The 19,682-nt window shown below is 76.0% G+C and carries 13 protein-coding genes; 6 read left to right on the plus strand and 7 right to left on the minus strand.

Annotated features, from left to right (window positions below):
- Positions 1-308: 308 nt before the first annotated feature.
- The 3 genes from AB0F82_RS22860 to AB0F82_RS22870 all read right to left on the minus strand — a co-directional run bounded on the left by AB0F82_RS22860 (position 309) and on the right by AB0F82_RS22870 (position 3,632).
- Positions 309-908: an acyltransferase gene (locus AB0F82_RS22860; RefSeq protein WP_356812607.1), complete on the minus strand. Its 600-nt coding sequence runs from the start codon at positions 906-908 to the stop codon at positions 309-311.
- A 232-nt stretch (positions 909-1,140) separates the two neighbouring features.
- Positions 1,141-2,088 carry an AIR synthase-related protein gene (locus AB0F82_RS22865; protein WP_362630745.1) on the minus strand — a complete coding sequence of 316 codons (948 nt, stop codon included), beginning with the start codon at positions 2,086-2,088 and terminating at the stop codon, positions 1,141-1,143.
- 89 nt (positions 2,089-2,177) lie between these two features.
- Positions 2,178-3,632: an MFS transporter gene (locus AB0F82_RS22870; RefSeq protein WP_362630748.1), complete on the minus strand. Its 1,455-nt coding sequence runs from the start codon at positions 3,630-3,632 to the stop codon at positions 2,178-2,180.
- A gap of 354 nt (positions 3,633-3,986) precedes the next feature.
- On the opposite strand from AB0F82_RS22870, the gene AB0F82_RS22875 reads away from it, so the two are divergent.
- From AB0F82_RS22875 to AB0F82_RS22890, 4 genes are read left to right on the plus strand one after another with little or no spacing between them, the layout of a single operon-like run.
- Entirely contained in the window at positions 3,987-4,991 is a 1,005-nt protein-coding gene (locus tag AB0F82_RS22875; protein WP_356812604.1) for an AfsA-related hotdog domain-containing protein, read from the plus strand.
- A 5-nt stretch (positions 4,992-4,996) separates the two neighbouring features.
- The gene (locus AB0F82_RS22880; RefSeq protein WP_362630751.1) at positions 4,997-7,693 is read left to right on the plus strand and encodes an AfsR/SARP family transcriptional regulator; all 2,697 of its coding nucleotides are present in this window, start codon (positions 4,997-4,999) and stop codon (positions 7,691-7,693) included.
- Positions 7,694-7,739: 46 nt separating this feature from the next.
- Positions 7,740-10,052, plus strand: coding sequence for an ATP-binding protein (locus AB0F82_RS22885; protein WP_362630754.1), 2,313 nt, complete (start codon positions 7,740-7,742; stop codon positions 10,050-10,052).
- On the plus strand, positions 10,043-11,803 hold the full coding sequence (locus tag AB0F82_RS22890) for an AMP-binding protein (protein ID WP_362630757.1): 1,761 nt from the start codon (positions 10,043-10,045) through the stop codon (positions 11,801-11,803). The genes AB0F82_RS22885 and AB0F82_RS22890 overlap by 10 nt, the downstream gene beginning before the upstream one ends.
- Positions 11,804-12,299: 496 nt before the next feature.
- On the opposite strand, the gene AB0F82_RS22895 is transcribed toward AB0F82_RS22890, so the two are convergent.
- The 3 genes from AB0F82_RS22895 to AB0F82_RS22905 all read right to left on the minus strand — a co-directional run bounded on the left by AB0F82_RS22895 (position 12,300) and on the right by AB0F82_RS22905 (position 17,212).
- A complete protein-coding gene (locus AB0F82_RS22895) occupies positions 12,300-13,247 on the minus strand; it encodes a polyprenyl synthetase family protein (protein ID WP_362630760.1) in 948 nt (315 codons plus the stop codon).
- 213 nt (positions 13,248-13,460) lie between these two features.
- Positions 13,461-16,184, minus strand: a complete 2,724-nt coding sequence (locus tag AB0F82_RS22900; protein ID WP_362630763.1) for a helix-turn-helix transcriptional regulator — start codon at positions 16,182-16,184, stop codon at positions 13,461-13,463.
- A gap of 182 nt (positions 16,185-16,366) precedes the next feature.
- Positions 16,367-17,212: a metallophosphoesterase family protein gene (locus tag AB0F82_RS22905; protein ID WP_356812598.1), complete on the minus strand. Its 846-nt coding sequence runs from the start codon at positions 17,210-17,212 to the stop codon at positions 16,367-16,369.
- 292 nt (positions 17,213-17,504) lie between these two features.
- Here AB0F82_RS22905 and AB0F82_RS22910 point away from each other — a divergent pair, with 292 nt between their 5' ends.
- The gene (locus AB0F82_RS22910; protein WP_362630768.1) at positions 17,505-18,233 is read left to right on the plus strand and encodes a 4'-phosphopantetheinyl transferase family protein; all 729 of its coding nucleotides are present in this window, start codon (positions 17,505-17,507) and stop codon (positions 18,231-18,233) included.
- A 21-nt stretch (positions 18,234-18,254) separates the two neighbouring features.
- Here AB0F82_RS22910 and AB0F82_RS22915 read toward each other — a convergent pair whose 3' ends face one another.
- The gene (locus tag AB0F82_RS22915; protein ID WP_362630771.1) at positions 18,255-18,383 is read right to left on the minus strand and encodes a hypothetical protein; all 129 of its coding nucleotides are present in this window, start codon (positions 18,381-18,383) and stop codon (positions 18,255-18,257) included.
- Positions 18,384-18,633: 250 nt separating this feature from the next.
- Here AB0F82_RS22915 and AB0F82_RS22920 point away from each other — a divergent pair, with 250 nt between their 5' ends.
- Positions 18,634-19,665, plus strand: a complete 1,032-nt coding sequence (locus AB0F82_RS22920) for a LuxR C-terminal-related transcriptional regulator (RefSeq protein ID WP_362630774.1) — start codon at positions 18,634-18,636, stop codon at positions 19,663-19,665.
- The last annotated feature ends 17 nt before the right edge of the window (positions 19,666-19,682 follow it).

A 19,682-nucleotide genomic window follows, 5' to 3' on the forward strand; every position in this document is an offset into this window, starting at 1 on the left:
AGGGGGACTGCGCGTGACGGCGCCCGTGCCCGCGGCGTCCGACGCCGGGGCACGAGCCGTCCGAAGGCTGCCGTCTGGATCCCCCCAGCGATGCCTCGGACCGGGACACGCGTGCACGGCAGTGTCGGCGGGCGCGGTGGAACCACGCTCCGCCGGACGCTGCCCGCGGTGCCCTCGTCGTACACAACCCCCCACTGAACAAGGCCTGTTGCCTGCTCAGATCCCGTGTGCAGGGACACGTTATGCCCATGGATGTTCATTGATTGCGGTTTTGAGGAAATGCTTGTGGCCCAAATCGCCGGCATCCGTCAGGTGCGCTCGACGAGCGTGCCGTCCTTCTCGTCGTGCAGCGCCCCGGTGCGCGGGCACTCCCACGTGCCCGGCTCGCCGTCACGCTCCACCAGTCGGACCCCGGCCCGGCCCACCCAGCCGATCCGGCGGGCCGGCACCCCGGCCACGAGGGCGAAGTCCGGAACGTCCTTGGAGACCACCGCCCCGGCCGCGACGAGGGCCCAGCGCCCGACCCGCACCCCGGCCACGCACACCGAACGGGCCCCCAGCGAGGCGCCCTCGGCCACGACGACCCCGGCGGCCTCCCAGTCACCGTCGCGCTTGAGAGTGCCGTCGGGGTCGACCGCGCGCGGGTAGAAGTCGTTCGTGAGGACCGCGGCCGGGCCGATGAACACCCCGTCGCCCAGCTCGGCCGGCTCGTAGACGAGCGCGTAGTTCTGGAGCTTCACGTGGTCGCCGATCCGTACGCCGGGCCCGACGTACGCGCCGCGCCCCACGATGCACCCGCGCCCGAGCCGGGCCTCCTCGCGTATCTGCGCCAGATCCCAGATCGTGGTCCCCTCGCCGAGCTCGGCGCTCTCGTCCACCTGCGAGGTCGGTTGAATGCGGACACTCACGGCGCGGTCCCCTTACGGTTCGCCAGACGTGCTGCGCACGGGCGTGTGAAGGCACGGATGTGCGGGTGTTCAGACGTTCCGGTGCTCAGATGTTCCAGTGTTCAGGCGTTCCGGTGTTCAGGCGTACGGCGGTACGCGCCGAGCATATGCGGCCGCGGGCCGCTCCACCCGTGGAACAACCGACTCTTCGTTCCAGGCACTTGGGCGCGCCGGCCGGCGCGCCCCGCGTCCGTCAGAGGAGGCGTTCGGGAACGGAGCCGGCGGGAACGGTGCGCGTGCGCGGGCGCCCGTCGGGGGAAAGGAACTCGACGCCGCCCATGGGGTCGGCCGTGACCTCGCCGACGACGGCGGCCCGCCGGCCGTGGGGGTGTGCGCGCAGGGCCGCCAGGACCCGGCCGGTGCGCCCGGGCGGGACGAACAGGCACAGGCAGCCGGCGCACGCCGCGTCCAGCGGGGCGAGGCCGCGGGCACCGAGGGCCACCCGGGCCGCGTGGCGCACGGGCAGGGCGGACTCGTCGACGCGCAGCGTCAGGCCGCGGCCCGCCGCGCTCTGGCGCAGCACCTCGGCCAGACCGCCGGCGACCACGGTCCGGGCGTGGCGGACATCGGCGCCCACCGTCCGCAGCAGGCCGCCCAAGGGGGCGCAGTCGCTGGGCACGTGGTGCTCGTACCCCAGGCCGTCGCGCAACGACACCAGGTGGGCGGCGTGGCTGCCGAGCGGCCCGGTCACGACGATGCGGTCCCCCGGCCGGACCGTGTGGAGTTCCCGGGAGGGGCCGCCGGCCGCCACCCCGAACGCGGTCGTGGTGACGAAGACCCGGTCGGCCTCGCCCGCGCGGACGACCTGGGTGTCGACCGCGGCGATGGTGACCCCGGCCTCGGCGGCCGTGCTGCGCACCGACGCGGTCAGCCGGCGGACCAGCTCCAGCGGGAGTCCGGCCTCCAGCACGATGCCGAGGGCGATGTGCCGGGGTTCGGCGCCGGTGACGGCCAGTTCGTTGACGGCGCCGCAGACGGCCACGCGGCCGATGTCGCCGTTGCCGAAGAAGGGCGGATCGACGACGTACGTCCCGGTGCGGACGACGACGTCGCGGTCCGGAAGGAGCTCCTCCTCGACCAGGGCGCGCACGCCCGGGCCGAAACCGACCTGGGCCGCGTCCCATCCCCGTGCGTACGTCACGCCATCCCCCGATGCGCCCGATTCATGATCGTCCCATCATCCTGCGCCTACGGGGCACCGCATACCCGTGTCACCCGTACGGCGACCGATCAGGGGTCGGTAGGGGCGGGCGGGCGTTCGTACCCGCGCAGCAGTACGACGGCGGTGGCGGTGGCGAGGGCCGGCAGGGCAGCGAAGCCGGCCAGCAGGCCCAGTTCGGCGGCCGCGGTCTGCTGCGCGGCGCGGCCGGTGCCGGAGGAGACGTAGCCGGAGAGCTGGAGGACGAGTCCGTAGACGAAGGGCCCGGCGGCGACCCCGAGGCCCTCGCCGGTGGTGAACAGCCCGGACAGGACGCCCGCCCTGCGGTGCTCGGTACGGGCGGTGCACTGCGCCAGCATGGCGTACAGGAACAGCAGCTGACCGGCGTGGCCGGTGCCGGCGAGGGCCATGACGGCCAGCACCGCGGCGTCGGGCAGCACGGGGGCCGCGAGGAGGAGCAGGCAGCCGGCCGCGAACAGGCCGGACGCTAGGGCGTGGCCGCGGCGGCCGCGCAGCCGCGACCAGAGCGGGACGGTCAGCAGGTTGGGGGCGACGAACGCGACGACGAGGGGGGCCACCCCGGCCGGGTCCCGCAGCACGTGGTCGGCGAAGTACGGGGCGCCCGCGAGCAGGACGCCGGTGGCCGCGGACTGGACGACCGCGCACCGCAGCAGCGCCGCGAAGGAGGGGTTGGCGCGGGCGGCGGCGAACTGGCGGCGCAGGCCGGGCTCGATGTCGGCGGCCCGGACCGGGGCGGGCGGACCAGGGAGTGTCCGCACAGTGGCGTCGGCCGCCCGGAGGGCGGACGCGGCGGGCTCCGGGCCGGACCCCGCCGCGCCGGCGGGACTTTGTGCACACGACCCGGAGCCGGAGGTGCCGCCGAAGACCCAGAGCGCGCCGAGGGCGATGACCACGGCGCCGAACGCGCCGGCCCAGCGGTGTCCGGCGAGGCCGCCGCCCCCGGCGTCGATCAGGGCGGGGGCGGCGGCTCCGGTGACGAGGGCGGCCACTCCGATGACCGCGACCCGCCCGCCGACCAGGCGCATGCGGTCCTCGTCGCGGGTGGCGAGCTCGGCGGGCATGGCCACGTACGGCACTTGGAAGAAGGCGAAGGCGGTGGCGGTGAGCAGGTATCCGGCCGCCGTGAACCAGGCGCCCGCGGGGCCCGGCAGCGGGCCCGCGAACGTCAGCGCGAAGGCCGCGGCCATGGCGAGCCCGCCCCACAGGACGTACGGGCGGCGGGCGCCCCAGCGGGTGCGGGTACGGTCGCTGGCGCGGCCGACGAGCGGGTTGAGCAGGGCGTCCCAGGCCTTGGGCACGAACACCACGAGCCCCGCCAGCGCCGCTCCCACGCCCAGGGTGTCGGTGAGGTACGGGAGCAGCAGCAGGCCGGGGAGGGTGGTGAACGTCGCGGTGACGAGGGACCCCGAGGCGTAGCCGAACCGCAGCCGGGCCGGCGGGCCGGCCGACGGCCCGGGCGCGGGCGGCGCCGCGCCTCGCGTGCGCACGGTCCCTGTGGTGGCCATCGGGGGCTCCCTTCCGGGATCGGGGAGAGCGGGGTGAACGGGGCGGGCGAACGGGACGTCGGGCGGAACGGGGGAAGCGGGGATGCCAAGGCCCCGCGCCCGAAGGGTGGGGGATGCCCCCAGGGGGCGGGGCCTTGGCTCGGGTCCGTGAAGTCCCCTTTGCTCTTACGGGACTTGACGGAGGCTCTCCGGTACCCACACTCCCGCAGGCGGCATGGACGGCGCTAAAGCCCCGGCCCCGCGGGCCCGGCCGGCGGGCCGGACGAGTTCCTGCCATGCACTTTGCTGACACCGGCTCCGGCTGGCTGCCCGCTCCGCGGCCGCCCCACCATGGCTGCAGAGAAGGAGAGGGACATGACAGTCGACAACGGCACGGCCTCGCCCCCCACCATCCATGGACATGCGACCGCGGGCACCCAGCACCTGATCCACCGTCCGCCCTCGCGGGCGTACTACGCCCTCGACGCACCCAGCCTGGGTGAGGAGAACTTCACCCTCGTCGGCGCCACTCCCGTCACCCACCCGCTCTTCAACGACGGCCCGGGCCGCTTCCACGACCTGCAGATCGCGACCGAGACGGTCCGGGAGATCGGCGAGTTCGTCGGCCACCGCTACTTCGGCGTCCCGGACGACCGGCCCGGCCTGTTCTACCGCTTCACCCTCGACTTCACCGACCTCTCCGCCTGGCGCACGGACCCGGGCGGCCCCCGTCCCGTGCCCCTGGCCACCCACATCCGGGCCCGTCCGGCGAACGTGGTGGCCGAGGTACCGCGCGGTCTCGACTTCCACCTCCAGGTGACCATCGACGGCCGCCCGTGCGCGACGGGAGCGGCCGGGCTGGTCTTCCTGATGCCGAAGCTGTACCGCAAGCACGTGGAGCACTCCCGGCGGGCCCTGCAGGCCGCACCGGAGATCGACGACGCGCCGGACGGTCCACTGCGCCCGGCCGGCTCCGCCGAGGCGGGCCGCTACGCGCCCGAGAACATCGTGGTCAGCGAGCCCACCGACGTCTCGCGCGGCCGGCTGAGCACCTGGCTCCTCCCCACCCCCGTCAGCCCCCTGTTCACCGGCGAGGACGGCCAGTACTCCGGCCTGCACCTGCTGGAGGCGCTGCGCCAGACCTCGCTGCTCGCCGCGGGCCGCGCGCACGGGCTGAGCTCCGCGCACAGCACCCTCGGCGCCTGCCGGATCCACTTCCGCGGGCCTGCGGAGCGTGAACTGCCGCTGCGCTGCGTCGCGGTGGCCGGACCGCTCGGGCGGGACGACGAGGGCCGGCCGTCCGTCCCGGTGACGCTCACCCTGACCCAGCGGCGGCGCGCGGTGGCGGAGGCCCGTACCACCGTGGTGCAGGACCACTGAGCGCGATGCGCTTCGGGATCCTGGGCCCGCTGGAGGTCACCGGCGCCGCGGCCCCCACGGACGGCGGCCGGGAGCCCTCGTACGCTCCGCAGGCCGCCAAGCTGCGGGTCGTCCTCGGCACGCTCCTGATCCGCGCGAACGAGGTCGTGTCGGTGGAGAGCCTCATCGACGAGCTCTGGCCGGACGCACCGCCGCGCACGGCGACGACCACCCTCCAGGTGTACGTGTCCCACCTGCGCAAGACCCTCCGGAGCGCCGATCCGGTGAACGGCCGCGAGGCCCTGGTGACCCGGCGCCCGGGGTACCTGCTGCGGGTCGGCGCGGACGCCGTCGACGCGCTGGCTTTCGAGGACCTGTCCCGGCGGGGCCACCAGGCCCTGCAGGCTTCGGACTTCAGCGCCGCGGCCGATCTGCAGCGGCGGGCGCTGGCGCTGTGGCGGGGGCCGCTGCTGTCGGACACCCCGCACGGGCCGGTGCTGGAGGGCGCCGCCGTGCGGCTGGCCGAGGCGCGCACCACCGCCCTGGACGAGCGGATCCGGGCCGAGCTGCACCTCGGGCTGCACCGCGAACTGGTCGCCGAGCTGCAGGAACTGGTCGCCGAGCACCGGATGCACGAGGAGTTCCACACGCACCTGATGGTGGCGCTGTACCGGTGCGGACGGCAGGCCGAGGCCCTGCGGGTGTTCACGACGCTGCGCCGGACCCTCGTGGAGGAGCTCGGGATCGAGCCGGGCCCGTCGTCGACCCGGCTCCAGCGGCGCATCCTGGAGGGCGACCCGGCGCTGACGCGTGCCGGGGGCCGGGCCGCCGGCCCGGGCCCGGGCGTGGGGACGACCGCGGGCACGACCGCGGTGACGGCGGGCAGGCAGGCCGGGGCGGCCCGGGACCCCGGTCACGACCGGCTGCCCGCGGCCGTCGCCGACAGCGGTGCGGGCGCGGGCGCCGCCGGCTGGTCCTCGGCGCCCGGCGCACTGCCCGCCGCCGACCCCTGCTTCACCGGCCGCACGGACGAACTGAACCAGCTGGAGCGGATGTTGCGCAGCGCCCCGGCCGGCGGCTGCGTCGCCGTGACGGGCATGCCGGGCGCCGGCAAGACCGCGCTGGCCGTCGAGGCCGCGCACCGGGTCGCCGACGCCTTCCCCGACGGACGGCTCTACCTGGACCTGCGGGACGGCGCCGGCCCCGGTCTGCCGCCGGGCGCGGGAGCCGTCCTCAAGCGGCTGCCGCCCGCTTCCGCCGGGCCCGGCGCGACCCCCGCCGACGGCGCTCGGCAGGCCCCCCGGCTGCTGCTGGTCCTGGACGGGGTGGGCTCGGAGGCCCAGGTACGGCCCCTGCTGCCCGCCCTGCGGGGCGCCGTGGTGCTGCTCGTGGCACGCCGGGTGCCCGCCGGGCTCCCCGGGCTGCGGTCGGTGCTCCTCGGACCGTGGCGTCCCGACGAGGCCCAGCGGCTCGTCGGGCTGTTCACCGGACGTGCCGGGACCCGGCCCGGGGCGCTCGGCGCCGCGGCCGCGCCGGCCCTCGGGCCGGGCATCGGGCCCGACACGGTCGCCGAGATCGCCGAGCTGTGCGGCCGGCTCCCGCTCGCCGTACGGACCGCCGCGGCGCAGCTCGCCGCCCGTCCGCACTGGACGGCCGCTGTCCTGGCGGACCGGCTGCGGGACGAGGCCGGACGCCTGGACGTGCTGCGCACGGGTGACGTGGACGTCCGGGCCCGCCTCCTGGACGCCTACGGAGCCTGCCCCGAACCGCAGCGGCGGGCCTTCCGGCTGTTGTCCCTGCTGCCTCCCGGCCGGTTCGGCGCCCGGCAGGCCGCGGCCGCCCTCGACCTGACCGGGGCACAGGCCTCGTCGGTGCTGGAGTCGCTGGCCGACGAGCGGCTGGTGGCCGTGGACCACGACGGCTGCCGGCTTCCGGAGCTGCTGCGGCTGCTCGCGGTGGAACGGCTGGCGCTGGAGGACCCGCCCGAGGTGGTCCGGGCGGCGGCGGAACGCGTGTGCCGGGCGTACGCGGCCGCCGCCGCGGCGGAGCCGGGCCGGGTGTCCGACTCCGGCGCGCGCGGGCTCGTACGCCTGGCCCGGACCGCGTACGGGGCGGGGCTGTGGGCACTGGCCGTACGGCTGACGGACGCCCTGGCCGGCTGGGTGCCGGACGACGGGGAGGCCGTGTACGCGCTGGGGCTGGACGCCGCGCGGCGCTGCGCCGACCGGTCGGCGCAGGCACGGATGCGGCGCTCGCTCGGTGAACTCGCCTGGCAGTACCGGCGCGTGGAGCAGGCGCACGAGCTGTTCTCGGGCGCCTTGGAACTGGCCCGCGGGGCCGGCGACGAGGAGGAGGCCGCCCGCGCCCTGGTGGGCCTGGCCGAACTGCGCCTGGACGCCGGGCAGTCCGCGGAGGCCGCCGCACTGCTGGAGCCCGCCCTCACCGCCCTGTCGGCGCCGGGCCGCACCCGCGGCCGGTACGAGGCGAGCCGCGCGCGGGCGCTGCTGGCACTGGCGCAGGAGGGGCCGGAGAGCGCCCGGACGTGGTTCGGCGAGTGCCTGGAGCTGGCGGGGGCGCTGCGCGACCGGCGGCTGGAGGTGTACGCGCTGCGCTCGCTGCGGGCGATGAGCCGGCCGCCGGAGAGCGGCTGCGGCCCGGCGTCACGCGCCGTGGAGATCAGCCCCGGCCTGTGGCGCATCCACCCGGCCGGTGTCCCCACGTGAACGGGCCGGCCCGGCCGGTCACCGCGAACCCTGCGAAAGGAGCACCATGAGCACGATGGGCACCCTGCCGGCAGCCCTCGGCCCGGTGACGGAGCTCGTCGGCCGGGAGCTCGAGGCGGCCATGCTGCGCGAGCGGCTGCGGGACCCGCTGGTACGGCTGGTGACGGTCACCGGGCGGGCCGGGGTGGGAAAGAGCCGGCTGGCGCTGGAGGTCGTACGGGAGATCGGCGCGGAGTTCCGCCGGGTGGAGGTCCTCGACGCCGGGGCGCCGGGCACGCTGTCGGCCCTGTCCGCGCCGCCCGCGCCGCCCGCCCTGTCCGCGCTGCCCGCCCTGTCCGCACCGCCCGCACGCGACGGGCAGCAGGAGCCCGGCCGGGTTCTGCTGCTGCTCGACGGCTGCGACCACGAGGCCCGCCCGGGAGCCGCCGGGGCGCTGGAGGCGCTCGCCGGTGACCCGCGGGTGGTGGTGCTGGCCACGGCGGTGGAGCCGCTGGGGGTGTACGGGGAGCTGCTGCTGCCGCTGAACCCGCTGCCTGTCCCGGGCCCGGTCGGCGGTCCGGCCGGCGGCGACGCTGCCGCCGCCGATCCGCACGAGCTCCAGCAGGTGGCGTCGGTGGAGCTGTTCGTACGGCGGGCCCGGGCCGCCGACCCGGCCTTCGCACTCACTCCGGAGAACGCCGGGGCCGTCGCGGAGATCTGCACGCTGCTGGACGGGCTACCGCTCGCCGTCGAACTCGCCGCGCGGCGGATGAGGCTGCTGCCCGCGCACCTGCTGCCGGTGCGGCTGCGGGACCGTACGACCGTCCTGTCCGGCGGGCCGGCGAACGCGCCCGAGCGGCACCGCTCGCTCGCCGCCCTCGCGCAGTGGAGCTGCCGCGGCCTGGACGCCCCGGCCCGTGCGCTGCTGGGCCGGCTCTCGGTGTACGAGCCGGGCTTCGGCCTGTCGGCGGCGCGGCTGTCGGCCGAGCCGGCCGTCGACACGCTGATGGACCGCGGCCTGCTCGTCGTGGTGGGTGAGGAGCGAGGGGAGTTGCGGCTGGCCGTCTCCGAGCCCGTGCGCTCCGCCGCGCGCGACGCCTTGGCGGAGGCGGACGGCGAGGACGCGGCCCGTGACGCGCACGCCGAGCGCTACCGGACGCTGGTGGGCTCCGCGCGGGCCGGGCTCCGGGGCACCGGACAGGACCGTCTCCTGCGGGAGCTGGCCGCCGAGGGGGCGAACGTGACGGCGGCCCTGCGGCGGCTGCGCGAACGGGGCGACGCCGGGGCGGCCGCCACCATGGCGCTCGGCTGCCGCCTGCCCTGGCTGGTCCAGGGGCGGCTGCGGGAGGGCCTGGAGTGGTGCGACGAGCTCGACGGGGAGGGCGGTCCGGCGCTGCCGGACGCCGTGCGGGCCCGCCTCGCCGACATGTCCGGCGTCTTCGCACTCGCCCTGGGCGATCCGCAGGAGGCGGTCCGCCGCCACCGGCACGCGCTCGCCCTGGGCAAGGGCGTGGGCGACCGCCGACAGAACGCGCTCGTCTCCGCCCACCTCGGCGCGGCCCTGCTGGAGGCCGGCGACCCGCCGGGGGCGCGGGCCGTGCTGGTGACGGCGCTCAGCGCGCTGGAGGCGATGGGCGTCACCGGCGGCGCCGCCGGGGCGGCCGTCTCGCTGGCCGGCGTCCTGCGCGCCGAGGGCGACCGGCGCCGGGCCCAGGAGCTGCTGGACCGGGCGGTGGAGGTCCTGCGGCGGAGCCGGGACGGACGGGGCCTCGCCCATGCCCTGCGCAAGGAGGCGGCGCTGGCCCTGGACGGCGACGAGCCGGCCCGGGCCGACCGGGCGCTGCGGGAGGGCCTGCAGCTCTTCGGGGCCGTTGGCGAGCGGACGGAACTGCCGGGTCTGCTGGAGGAGTTCTCGCTGCTGCTGATGCGCACCGCACCGGCCCAGCGGCCGCGGACGGTGCGGCTGCTGGCGGCGGCCGACACCCTGCGCGCCGCGACGGGCGCCGCGGTCCCGGACGAGTGGCGGTCGGCGGCCGAGCGGGCCCGGACGGACCTGGGCGCACGCATGGACTGGACGGACTTCGCGCTGGCCTGGGCGGAGGGCGTACGGATGACCGCGTCCGAGGCGGTGGCGGAGGCCCTGTCGGCTCCCGCGCCGGCGCGCCGCCCGTCGAGCGGACCGGCTCCCGAGGACCAGTCGCTGACCCCGCGCCAGGTCCAGGTGGCGCTGCTGGTCTCCGAAGGTATGACGAATCGCCAGATAGCAGCCAGGCTGGACATTTCCGAGTGGACGGTGGTCAACCACGTGCGGCAGGTCATGCGCCGCCTGGGGTGCTCCTCCCGGGTGCAGGTCGCGGGGGCGGTGGGCAGATGGGCCTGACGAGGTCGGCCCCGACGGGCCCGACGCACCCGACGTCCCCTGCGGGCGCCGTCCGTACGGCGGGCCGCTCCGGGCGCCCGCCCGCCCGGCCGCCGGACCTGACGCCGCCCGCCGAGGTCGCCGAGCGGTTCCGGGCCGCCGGCTGGTGGCGCGGGGAGACCTTCCTCGACGACCTGTACCGGACGGCCGCCCGTGCGCCGCAGCGTCCCGCGATCGTCTCCGACCGGGCCCACCGGCCCGCCGGACGGCGCCTGGTGACCGTCACCTACGCCCAGCTCGCCGCGTACGTCGACCGGTTCGCCGCCGCCCTGTCGTCCCTGGGCGTCGTGGCGGGCGACCCGGTCGCCTACCAGCTGCCGAACTGGTGGGAGACCGCGGCGCTCACCCTGGCCTGTCTGCGGGTCGGCGCGGTCGCGGTGCCGGTGCTGCCGACCGTACGGGCCCACGGTCTGCACCGGATCCTGGACGCCACCCGGGCCCGGATCTGCGTGGTGCCCGACGTGTGGGAGGGCTTCGCCCACGCCGAGGCCCTGGCGGACCTGGCCGGCCGGCTGCCGTGGCTGCGCCACCGGGTCGTCGTGGGCGACGCGGCGGCGACCGCAGCCGTGGACTTCACCGCGCACTTCCTGCGGACCGCGCACGAACGCACGGCGGCGGGCCGGCGGAGCAGGCCGCGCGGCGGGCGGGCCGACCGGCCCGCCCTGCTGATCAGCGTCATGGGGCTGCGGGACGCCTACACCTCGGTGCTGCACTCCCCCAACACCCTGTACGCCAACATCTCCGCGCAGAGCGCTCCCGACGGGCCCGGACGGCGGCCGGGCGAGGTCTTCCTCAGCACCCTGCCGCTCACCTCCCTGGGCTCCCTGATCTACACCGTGTGCTGGCCGCTGGCCGTCGGCGGGACCGGCGTGTGCCAGGACGTGTGGGACCCGGGCCGCTGCCTGGACCTGATGGCCACGGCCGGGGTCGACCAGGTGTACGCGGAACCGGCCTACCTCTCCGAGCTGGTGACGGCGCAGCGCCGCCGGCCGCGGGCGCAGCGGCGGTTGCGGCTTGTGCTGTCGGGGGGCCGTACCAGTACGCCGGCGCCGCTCGCCGAGGAGCTGCGGGAGGTGTTCGGGGTACCGGTGCTCTCGGTGTGGGGGGCACCGGAACTGGGCATGGGCGCGCTCTCCGGGGACGTGCCCGGCGGTGGTGACGGGGTCCGCCCGCTGGGCGGGCTGGAGGTGTCGGCCGGGCCCGCGGGCTCGGCGCTGGAGGTGCGCGGCCCGTCGGTCTGCCTGGCGACCTGGCGGCACGGTGCTCCGGCGCCGGTGGCGACCTGGGAGCACGCGGACGGCTGGCTGGACACGGGGGACCTGGCCGCGGCCGACCGGCACGGCGGGATACGGGTCCTGTCCCGGGCCGGCACACGGACCGGCGCCATCTTCATGGTGCCGGTCTCCGAGGTGGAGGAGCGGCTGCTGGCCCACCCCCGGGTACGGGAGGCGGCGGTGGTCGCCTACACCGACCCGGAACACGGAGAGCTGCCGTGCGCCGTCGTGGTCCCGGCCGCCGACGAGGGGCCGCCGGGGCCGGCAGAGCTCCGCGAGCACCTCGTCTCCCTGGGTGTGGCGGAGGCCTTCCTGCCCACCCGGTTGGAGATCGTCGGGGCGCTGCCGCGCGACGACCGGGGCCAGGTGCGCCGGGAGGCCCTGCGGAGCTGGCTGGCCCGGCTACGGCCGGGCACCCCCCGTCCGGCTCCCACCTGAGACCGGCCGGGAACCTGGACGGGCCTCGGGGCGGGACGGGCCTCGGCGCGGGCCGGGACGGGCCTCGGACGGCGAGCCTGGACGAGCCTCGGGCAGGGCTGGGGCGAGCTCGGACGAGGCGGGGCCGGGACAGGCCACGGGCGCGGGCCAGGACGGGTCTCGGGCGCGAGCCGGGACGGGCCCCGGACGGAAGCCGGGCCAGGCCCCGGGCGCGAGGCCGGGACGGGACTTGGCGGAAGCCGGGACAGGCCCCGGGCGCGAGGCCGGGACGGGACTCGGCGGAAGCCGGGACAGGCCCCGGGCGCGAGGCCGGGACGGGACTCCGCGGAAGCCGGGACAGGCCCCGGGCGCGAGGCCGGGACGGGACTCGGCGGAAGCCGGGACAGGCCCCGGGCGCGAGGCCGGGACGGGACTCGGCGGGGGCCGGGGCGGGGCTCGGGCGGGAGTCGGGCGGGGTGGCGGCGGCCCGGCGGGCGTCCCGGACGACAGGACAGCGTCAGCCGGCGATCTCCCGGGCGAGGGCCCCGAGTTCCCCGCGCCACGCGGGGGTGATCCCGGCTCCGGCCACGGCCTTGTCGGCGCGGACCACGAGCGCGGCGATGGTCTCCTCGGCCCGGTCCCGCGCCCGGTCGTCGAAGAACACGTCGCGCAGGAACTGGGCGTCGCCGTCGAAGCCCGGGCCGCCGCCGAGGAATCCGCGGATCCGCCATGCGGCGTGCAGGACGCGGGCGTATTCCTCGTAGGCCTCGCGGAGGTCGTCGCGGCCCGCGAGCGCGGCGCCGATCAGCAGTGCGTGGCGCAGCCCGTACCAGCCGGCGCCGCATCCGGTGGCGCAGCCGTCGAGGCACTGGCCGGGCCAGGCGTCGTCGAGGTACTCGGTGGCCGCGGCGGCCTCCATGTGTGCGCCGATCGCCCGCTCGACGCGCAGGTCGTCCCACAACAGGCGGGCCTCCTGGGGCAGTGCGGCGGCGAGCCGGTCGCCGTAGGCGAGCGCGAGGTCGCCCGCGAGCACGGCGGTGCCCTCGCCGAACCGGCGCGGCTCGCCGCGCCAGCCGTTGCGCTCGTGTTCGGCGGCGTGGCTGATGTGCAGGGTCGGGATGCCGCGGCGCAGCGGGGCGTTGTCCCGGACGTCGGCGCGGATCACCCAGCAGGTGTCAAGGAGTTCGAGGGCGGCGGCGGCCGCCGGGGCTGCGCCGTCGTCGGGGTCGCCGCCGGCGGCGAGGTAGCCGGTGAGGCAGATGGCGGGGCGGGCCCGTTCGCCGCCGGCCTGGACGAGCTCGGCCACGCCCATCACCAGGACGGCGCTGCGCGGGTCGGAGGTGCGCCGGCGGCGGTGCTCCTGCGCGAGGAGCCGCGCGAGCTCCTCTTCGACCCGGTCGAGCATGGCGTCGCGGACCTCTCCGGGCGACGCGGTGCGCCACGGCTGGTCGTGTGTTGTGGTCATGGTGCCCTCCCTGCGGGCTACGGCTCATGACCGACTTTCCCGGACGCGGCGCGCGGAAGCCACCTGTTCGGCGTTCGGAGACGGTAACGGGGGGGGTGCGGCGGGTCCGATCCGTGCCAGGAGCCTGCCACGGGAGGGCCCACCGGGCCGGGCTTGCCACGGCCTTGCCACGGCCTTGCCATGGAGCCGCCCACGCGCCGCCCGCCGCCCGCCTCAGACGGGTTGCCCGGCGGCCGCCGGGTCGAGGTCGACCGGCAGGGCCTGCCGACCGGGGATGTTCAGTTTGCGGTAGACGCGGGTGAGGTGCTGTTCCACCGTACTGACCGTGATGTAGAGCTTCCTGGCGATCTCCCGGTTGGTGTGGCCGTGCACCGCGAGCAGCGCCACCCGCCGCTCCGACTCGCTGAGGGCCGCCACCAGTCCGGGGTCCGGGGCGTCGGCCCGGCCTCCCCCGCCGGTGTCGTCCTCGGTGTGGCCGGGGAGGATCCGCTCGCGCAGGGCGTCGGCCCCGCAGGTCTTCGCGAGGTGCCATGCCTTGCGGTTGACCATGGCGGCCCGTGCCGGATCGCCCGCCTCGCGCAGCGCCTGCCCGAAGTCCGACATGGCGCGGGCCAGTTCGTAGGCGTCCCCCGAGCGCTGGAGTTCGTCGACGGCCTTGGCCAGCATCGCCTGGCGTTCCCTGGGCTCGCGCAGGGACGCCCGCAGCCGCAGGGAGATGCCGCGCACCCACGGGTCGGCGGCGTCGCGGGTGGTGAGCTGGTCCGCGAGGAAGCGCTCCGCCTGGTGGGCCTCGCCGAGCCGGAGCAGGGCCTCGGCGGCGTCCGTGCGCCAGGGGAGGACCCGGGGCCGGTCCAGGCCCCAGCGCTTCGCGTGCCGGCCGATGTCCAGGAAGTCGCCCAGGGCCGCGTGGAAGCGGCTCGTCGCCAGGGCGTGGTGGCCCCTGGCGCGCAGGTGCGCCAGGGCGTGCACGCCGCCGGTGTGCACGGCGGGGGCGGGCCCGCCCAGGGCTGCCGCTGCCTCCTCCAGCCGGCCCGTCGCGGTCAGGGCCCGCGCCCGGGTGCCCGCCAGCGCGCTGAGCAGCACGCTGGCGCCCCGGGCCGGCGCCGCCCGCAAGGCCTCCCCGGCGGTTTCCGCCGCGCCCGTCAGGTCGCCCAGGCGCAGCCGGGCCTCGGCGGTGAGCCCGGCGAACACGGCCTGCCAGCCGGTGGCCCCGCGCCGGGCCGCCTGGTGGGTGAACTCCTCGCACCAGGGCAGGGCCCGGGCCGCGCCGTCCAGGTACAGCAGGGTGCGCAGGGCCTGCGCCACCGGTTCGACGGTGCCCTCGGCGAGGGTGGCGCCGCGCAGGAACAGCTCGGCCGACCGGGCGGCGGCGTCTTCCTCCGCCTCCACGGGGAGCGCCCACAGGGCCGCCGGGTGGACGGTGGTCCCGGCGGAGCTGACGGCGGGGCAGGTGCCGGACCCCGCCGGGGCGCTCCGCCGGCCGGCGGCCCACCGGGGGAACGCCGACAGGCCGTCCAGCGGGTCGCCGCCGGGGATGCCGCCGTGGCGGGCGCCGCCGGCTCGGGTGCCGCCGGCCGTCAGCCGCTCCAGCACGTCGGCGGACTCGTCGATGCGGCCCTGCGCGGCCAGCGCCCTGGCCAGGGGGGCGAGGGCCTGCGGACCGAGCTGTCCGGCGCCGGCGGCGGCAAGCGGGGCCGCGAGGCGGTGCTCCGCGGCCGCCGGGTCGGTGCGGCCCAGGACGACACCGAGCCTGATGTCCACCTCGGCGCGGGACGTGGCGTCCGGGCAGGCCTCGTGGGCGAGCCGCAGGAGTGCCACGGCACGGTCGGGGTCGCCCTCCGCCACGTGCTGGTCCGCGGCGGAGCGCAGGACGGGCAGGGCCCACTCCGGGCGGGTGTCGTGTGCGGCGAGGAGCTGTCCGGCGACCTCGGTGTCGGGCGCGCCCGACGCGCGCGCCAGCAGGGCGGCCTCCGTGTGCAGGGCGGACCGGTCGGCGGGGTCGAGCCGGTCCAGTACGGCGGCCCGGGCGGCCGGGTGGCGCAGTCCGTGGTGTCCGCGCCGTCCGTGCGGGCCGTCGGGGGCGAGCAGTCCGGCGTCCTCCAGGGCCGCGAGGGCGCGTAGGGCGGTGCTCTCGTCGGTGCCGCTCAGCCGGGCGAGGTGTGCGGGCGTGGCCGGGCCGTCCAGTACGGCGAGCGCCGCGCCGAGTCGGGGGGTGGCGGGTCCGCAGCGGTGCAGGCAGGTGAGGACGGCCTGGGCGTAGGTGTCGCCGGGCCGTTCCGACGGGTCCTGCAGGAGGGCCCGCAGCAGCAGCGGATTGCCGCCGCTGACCTCGTGGAGCCGGGCCGCCTCCGCCTCGGTGCGGCCGGGCAGCAGGGCGTGGACGGCGTCGGGGGTGAGCCGCCCGAGCCGCAGGCGGACGAAGTGGGGCAGGCGGAGCAGTTCGGTGCGCAGCAGCGGGTCACTGCCGTATTCGTGCGGGGAGACCGTCAGGACCAGCAGGACGGGGGCGCGGCGGATCTCGCGCGCGAGGTGGAGCAGGTGGCGGCCCGAGGGCTCGTCCACGTGGTGCAGGTCGTCCACGCAGATCACCACGGGTGCGGCGGCGCTCAGTTCGCGGACGGCGACCGCGAAGTCCCGCAGGGCCAAGGGGTCCTCGGCGTCGTCCGGTGACGAGGGCAGGGGCAGGGCCCCGGGCGGTGCGTCGGCGGCCAGCCGGCGCAGGACTCCCAGCCGGCGGCCGCGTCCGCCGGCGTCGCCGCCGGCCCGCAGGACGAGGGCCCCGCGGTCCTCGGCGTGCGCGGCGGTCGTTTCGAGGAATTCGCTCTTTCCGCAGCCGACCGCCCCCTCGACGAGCAGTAGTCCGGCATTTCCCTCGGTGCAGCCGTCGAGCAGCGCTGCTGACACGGACATTTCCTCGGCACGGCGGAACGGCAGCATGAAAATCCCCCAGGATCCCCGTTCCGCGTATGAGAGGCGTTCAAAGCATTCGATGTATTCGACGAATTCGAAATGTGAACACGAATACCGAACGGGGGTGTTCGAGCGTGGAGCGAGCGAGAATTCCCGCTCAGTCTAGGGGCCGGATCCGGCACCCGGTGGTGTCCGGAAGTTGCCTGGCATCAATCCCCGCGACGGGCGACGGGGAAGATCCGGCGGGGGATATTCCGCGGGTGGCCGGGCCGCTGCCACTCGCGGGGATAGCCGACGGAGACCTCCTCGAAGCGCACGCCGTCGTACCAGGTGGTCCGCGGGATGTGCAGGTGCCCGTAGACGACGGCGGCGGCGCGGAAGCGGACGTGCCAGTCGGCGGTGAGCTCGGTGCCGCACCACTGCGCGAACTCGGGGTGGCGCAGTACGTCCGTCGGGGCGCGGACCAGCGGGAAGTGGTTGACGAGGACCGTGCGCAGGTCGGGGCCGCACGCGGCCAGCCGCTGTTCGGTGGCGGCGACGCGGGCCCGGCACCAGTCCTGCCGGGAGGGGTGGGGATCGGGGTGCAGCATGAACTCGTCGGAGCACACCACCCCGGCCTCGTAGGCCTGTTCCAGGGCCTGTTCCCTGGTGGCGGCGGTGGGCGTGCGGAAGGTGTAGTCGTACAGCAGGAAGAGCGGGGCCACGACGAGCGGGCCGCCCGGCCCCGCCCAGACGGGGTAGGGGTCCTCCGGAGTGTGCACGCCGAAGGACCGGCAGATCTCGACCAGCCGCCGGTAGCGGGCCTCCCCGCGCAGGGGGTCGGGGTCGTCCCGGACGGTCCACAGTTCATGGTTTCCGGGCGCCCACACCACGGTGGCGTAGCGCCGGGTGAGGAGGTCGAGCACCCACCGGAGATCGTCGAGTGACTCGCTCACGTCGCCGGCCACGATGAGCCAGTCGGCGGGACTGTCGGGATAGAGGTCCTCGACGATCCGGCGGTTCTCCGGGAATCCGACATGGAGGTCGCTGATACCCATGAGGTTTCCGTGCGGCATTACGCGAGTGTGCCCGGTCGGCGCCCGCTCCAACACCCCTTGACCACCCCTCAATTGACGCCGACGCACCCCTGTTCGGGCACATGGCAGGGGGATGGCAATGCCGGGGCCGCCGGCTGCCGGAGGACCGGCAGGCTCGGGGCCGGCCGGCCGTTGGATGGCAGCGGTCTGGGAGAGAACCGGGCCGCACCCGGGTGTGTGCGGTTGACCTGCGCCTTCGACGCTGGCCGGGGTGGCGCGGCGGCGTGAACGTGGGAGCTGTCCGACCGGAACAGCGACCCGAGGGAACACCGTGCTCACAAAGCTCCTGCCCGCGAACGTCGCGACTGCCGAAGCCACCACCGACCCCGCCGACGTCTTCCTCTACCCCGAGGAGGAACGCCTCATCCGCAACGCCGTACCCAAGCGGCGGCTGGAGTTCGGCACCGTCAGGTGGTGCGCCCGCCGCGCCATGGGAGAGCTGGGGCTGCCCCCGGCTCCCGTGGTGCCGGGCCGGCGCGGCGCCCCGCAGTGGGCGCCCTCGGTCGTCGGATCCATGACCCACTGCGCCGGCTTCCGGGGCGTGGCACTCGCCCGCTCCGCCGAGTTCGCCTCGGTCGGGGTGGACGCGGAACCCAACGCCCCCATGCCGGAAGGCGTCCTCGACTCGATCGCACTGCCCCGCGAGTTCGATCTCGTCGCCGGGCTGGAACGGACCGCGCCCGGTGTGGCGTGGGACCGGCTGCTCTTCAGCATCAAGGAGGCCGTCTACAAGACCTGGTTCCCGCTCACCGGCCAGGAACTCGACTTCACCGACGCCCTGGTGAGCGTGGACCCGGGGCGGGGCACCTTCCACGCCCGGCTGCTGCCGGACCCCGAGGCCCTCTCGCCGGCCGGGCCGACCGCCTTCGACGGTCGCTGGTCCGCGGAGCGGGGCGTACTGCTGAGCGCGATAGCGGTGCCGGCTGCCCGGCTCGCCGCCGTCGGCGCTCCGGTACGCGGAAGCGCTCCCCGCATCTGCCGTGCGGGGAGCGCTTCGTGAACCGCCGGACGTGACGTCAGGTCACGTCCACTGGTCGTCCTCGGGCTTGGCGCCGACGTCGGTACCGGTACCGGCACCGGTGTCGACGTCGGTCAGCCGGACGGTGACGGACGACTCGGCGGACGCGCCGGACACGACCGGTCCGGACATGTGCTGAACTCCCACCGCCATTACCACACCCGCCACCGCAGTCAAGCATATCGAGAAGACCTTAACGGAAACTGTTCTCACGACTTCCCCCAGTCGAAGATCGAGATCTGCTCATCCGAACCGCTCGCCACTTCCGGCTCAGCGGCCCGGTTGATGGGAACAGAGTGCTGGCTCTCGATCAATCCCGCCAAGGGCGGTACGTTGGCGTAAAGTTACGTGGCAGCAAATACATCAATCAGCGGGGGCTGACATGTTTGCAGGGGAGGGCTCGGATTCGGGGTTCGCCGAGCTGGACGACGTCAGTGCCGCGGCATACGGCCTGGCCGTCGAGTACGGCCGCTTCGAGCGCGAACGGATCGCCGAACAGCTGTCGCTGACACCCGAGGAGATCTCCCGGGTGGAACAGGTGCTGAGCGGGGTCCGCCTCTTACAGGCGATGCCGGGAAACCCCGCCGAACTGACCCCCGTCACGCCCGACGTCGCCGCCGCGTCCCTCGTCGCACCCGCCGAGCGGCACATACGCGACCTCCAGCAGGCGGTCACGGACGTCCGGGCCAAGCTGCTGTCCCTGACTCCCCTGTACTTCGAGGGCCGCCGGGTCCGCAACCGGCTGGAGGCCTTCGACGTCATCACCGACGTCTCCCGGATCCAGTCGATGCTCAACCATCTCACCCAGAGCTGCCAGAGCGAGATGCTCACCGTCCAGCCCGGCGGCGCGCGGCCCGCCTACGCGCTGGCACAGGCCCGGGAGTCCGCGCTGACGACCCTCTCGCGCGGGGTCCGGATCCGGACCATCTACCAGCACACCGCCCGCAACGACCTGCCGACCCGCAGCTACGTGCGCGAGGTGAGCGAACAGGGCGCGGAGATCCGCACCGCCGACGAAGTCATCGACCGGCTGATCATCTACGACCGGGAGGTGGCCTTCCTGCCGGAGCGCTCCGCCGGCGACCGCACGCCCGGCGCGGCGATCGTGCGCGAGCCCACCCTGGTGGCGTTCCTGTGCTCGGTCTTCGAGTACCTGTGGGACGGGGCCAGCCCCTACGTGGTGGATTCGCAGCGCTCCCCCGCCTCCTCCGACGAGCTGAAGTGGTCGATCATCCGGTTGATGACCAAGGGCTACAAGGACGAGATGGTGGCCCGGCGGCTCGGCATGTCCGTGCGCACCTGCCGCCGCCACATCGCCGAGATCACCGAGGAGCTGGAGGCCACCAGCCGCTTCCAGGCCGGCTACAACGCCGCCCGTCAGGAGATGCTCGCCGGGGGCTCGGTGCCCTCCTAGGGAGTGTCGTCCAGGCC

The sequence above is a fragment of the Streptomyces virginiae genome, from assembly GCF_040638905.1.
Lineage (GTDB): Bacteria > Actinomycetota > Actinomycetes > Streptomycetales > Streptomycetaceae > Streptomyces > Streptomyces virginiae_B.

What these genes read in the sequence shown, in the direction of transcription:
- AB0F82_RS22870 (WP_362630748.1), bottom strand. Translation starts at nt 3,632, where the DNA reads ATGGCCACCACAGGGACCGTGCGCACGCGAGGCGCGGCGCCGCCCGCG.
- AB0F82_RS22875 (WP_356812604.1), top strand. Translation starts at nt 3,987, where the DNA reads ATGACAGTCGACAACGGCACGGCCTCGCCCCCCACCATCCATGGACAT.
- AB0F82_RS22880 (WP_362630751.1), top strand. Translation starts at nt 4,997, where the DNA reads ATGCGCTTCGGGATCCTGGGCCCGCTGGAGGTCACCGGCGCCGCGGCC.
- AB0F82_RS22885 (WP_362630754.1), top strand. Translation starts at nt 7,740, where the DNA reads ATGAGCACGATGGGCACCCTGCCGGCAGCCCTCGGCCCGGTGACGGAG.
- AB0F82_RS22890 (WP_362630757.1), top strand. Translation starts at nt 10,043, where the DNA reads ATGGGCCTGACGAGGTCGGCCCCGACGGGCCCGACGCACCCGACGTCC.
- AB0F82_RS22895 (WP_362630760.1), bottom strand. Translation starts at nt 13,247, where the DNA reads ATGACCACAACACACGACCAGCCGTGGCGCACCGCGTCGCCCGGAGAG.
- AB0F82_RS22900 (WP_362630763.1), bottom strand. Translation starts at nt 16,184, where the DNA reads ATGCTGCCGTTCCGCCGTGCCGAGGAAATGTCCGTGTCAGCAGCGCTG.
- AB0F82_RS22905 (WP_356812598.1), bottom strand. Translation starts at nt 17,212, where the DNA reads ATGCCGCACGGAAACCTCATGGGTATCAGCGACCTCCATGTCGGATTC.
- AB0F82_RS22915 (WP_362630771.1), bottom strand. Translation starts at nt 18,383, where the DNA reads ATGTCCGGACCGGTCGTGTCCGGCGCGTCCGCCGAGTCGTCCGTCACC.
- AB0F82_RS22920 (WP_362630774.1), top strand. Translation starts at nt 18,634, where the DNA reads ATGTTTGCAGGGGAGGGCTCGGATTCGGGGTTCGCCGAGCTGGACGAC.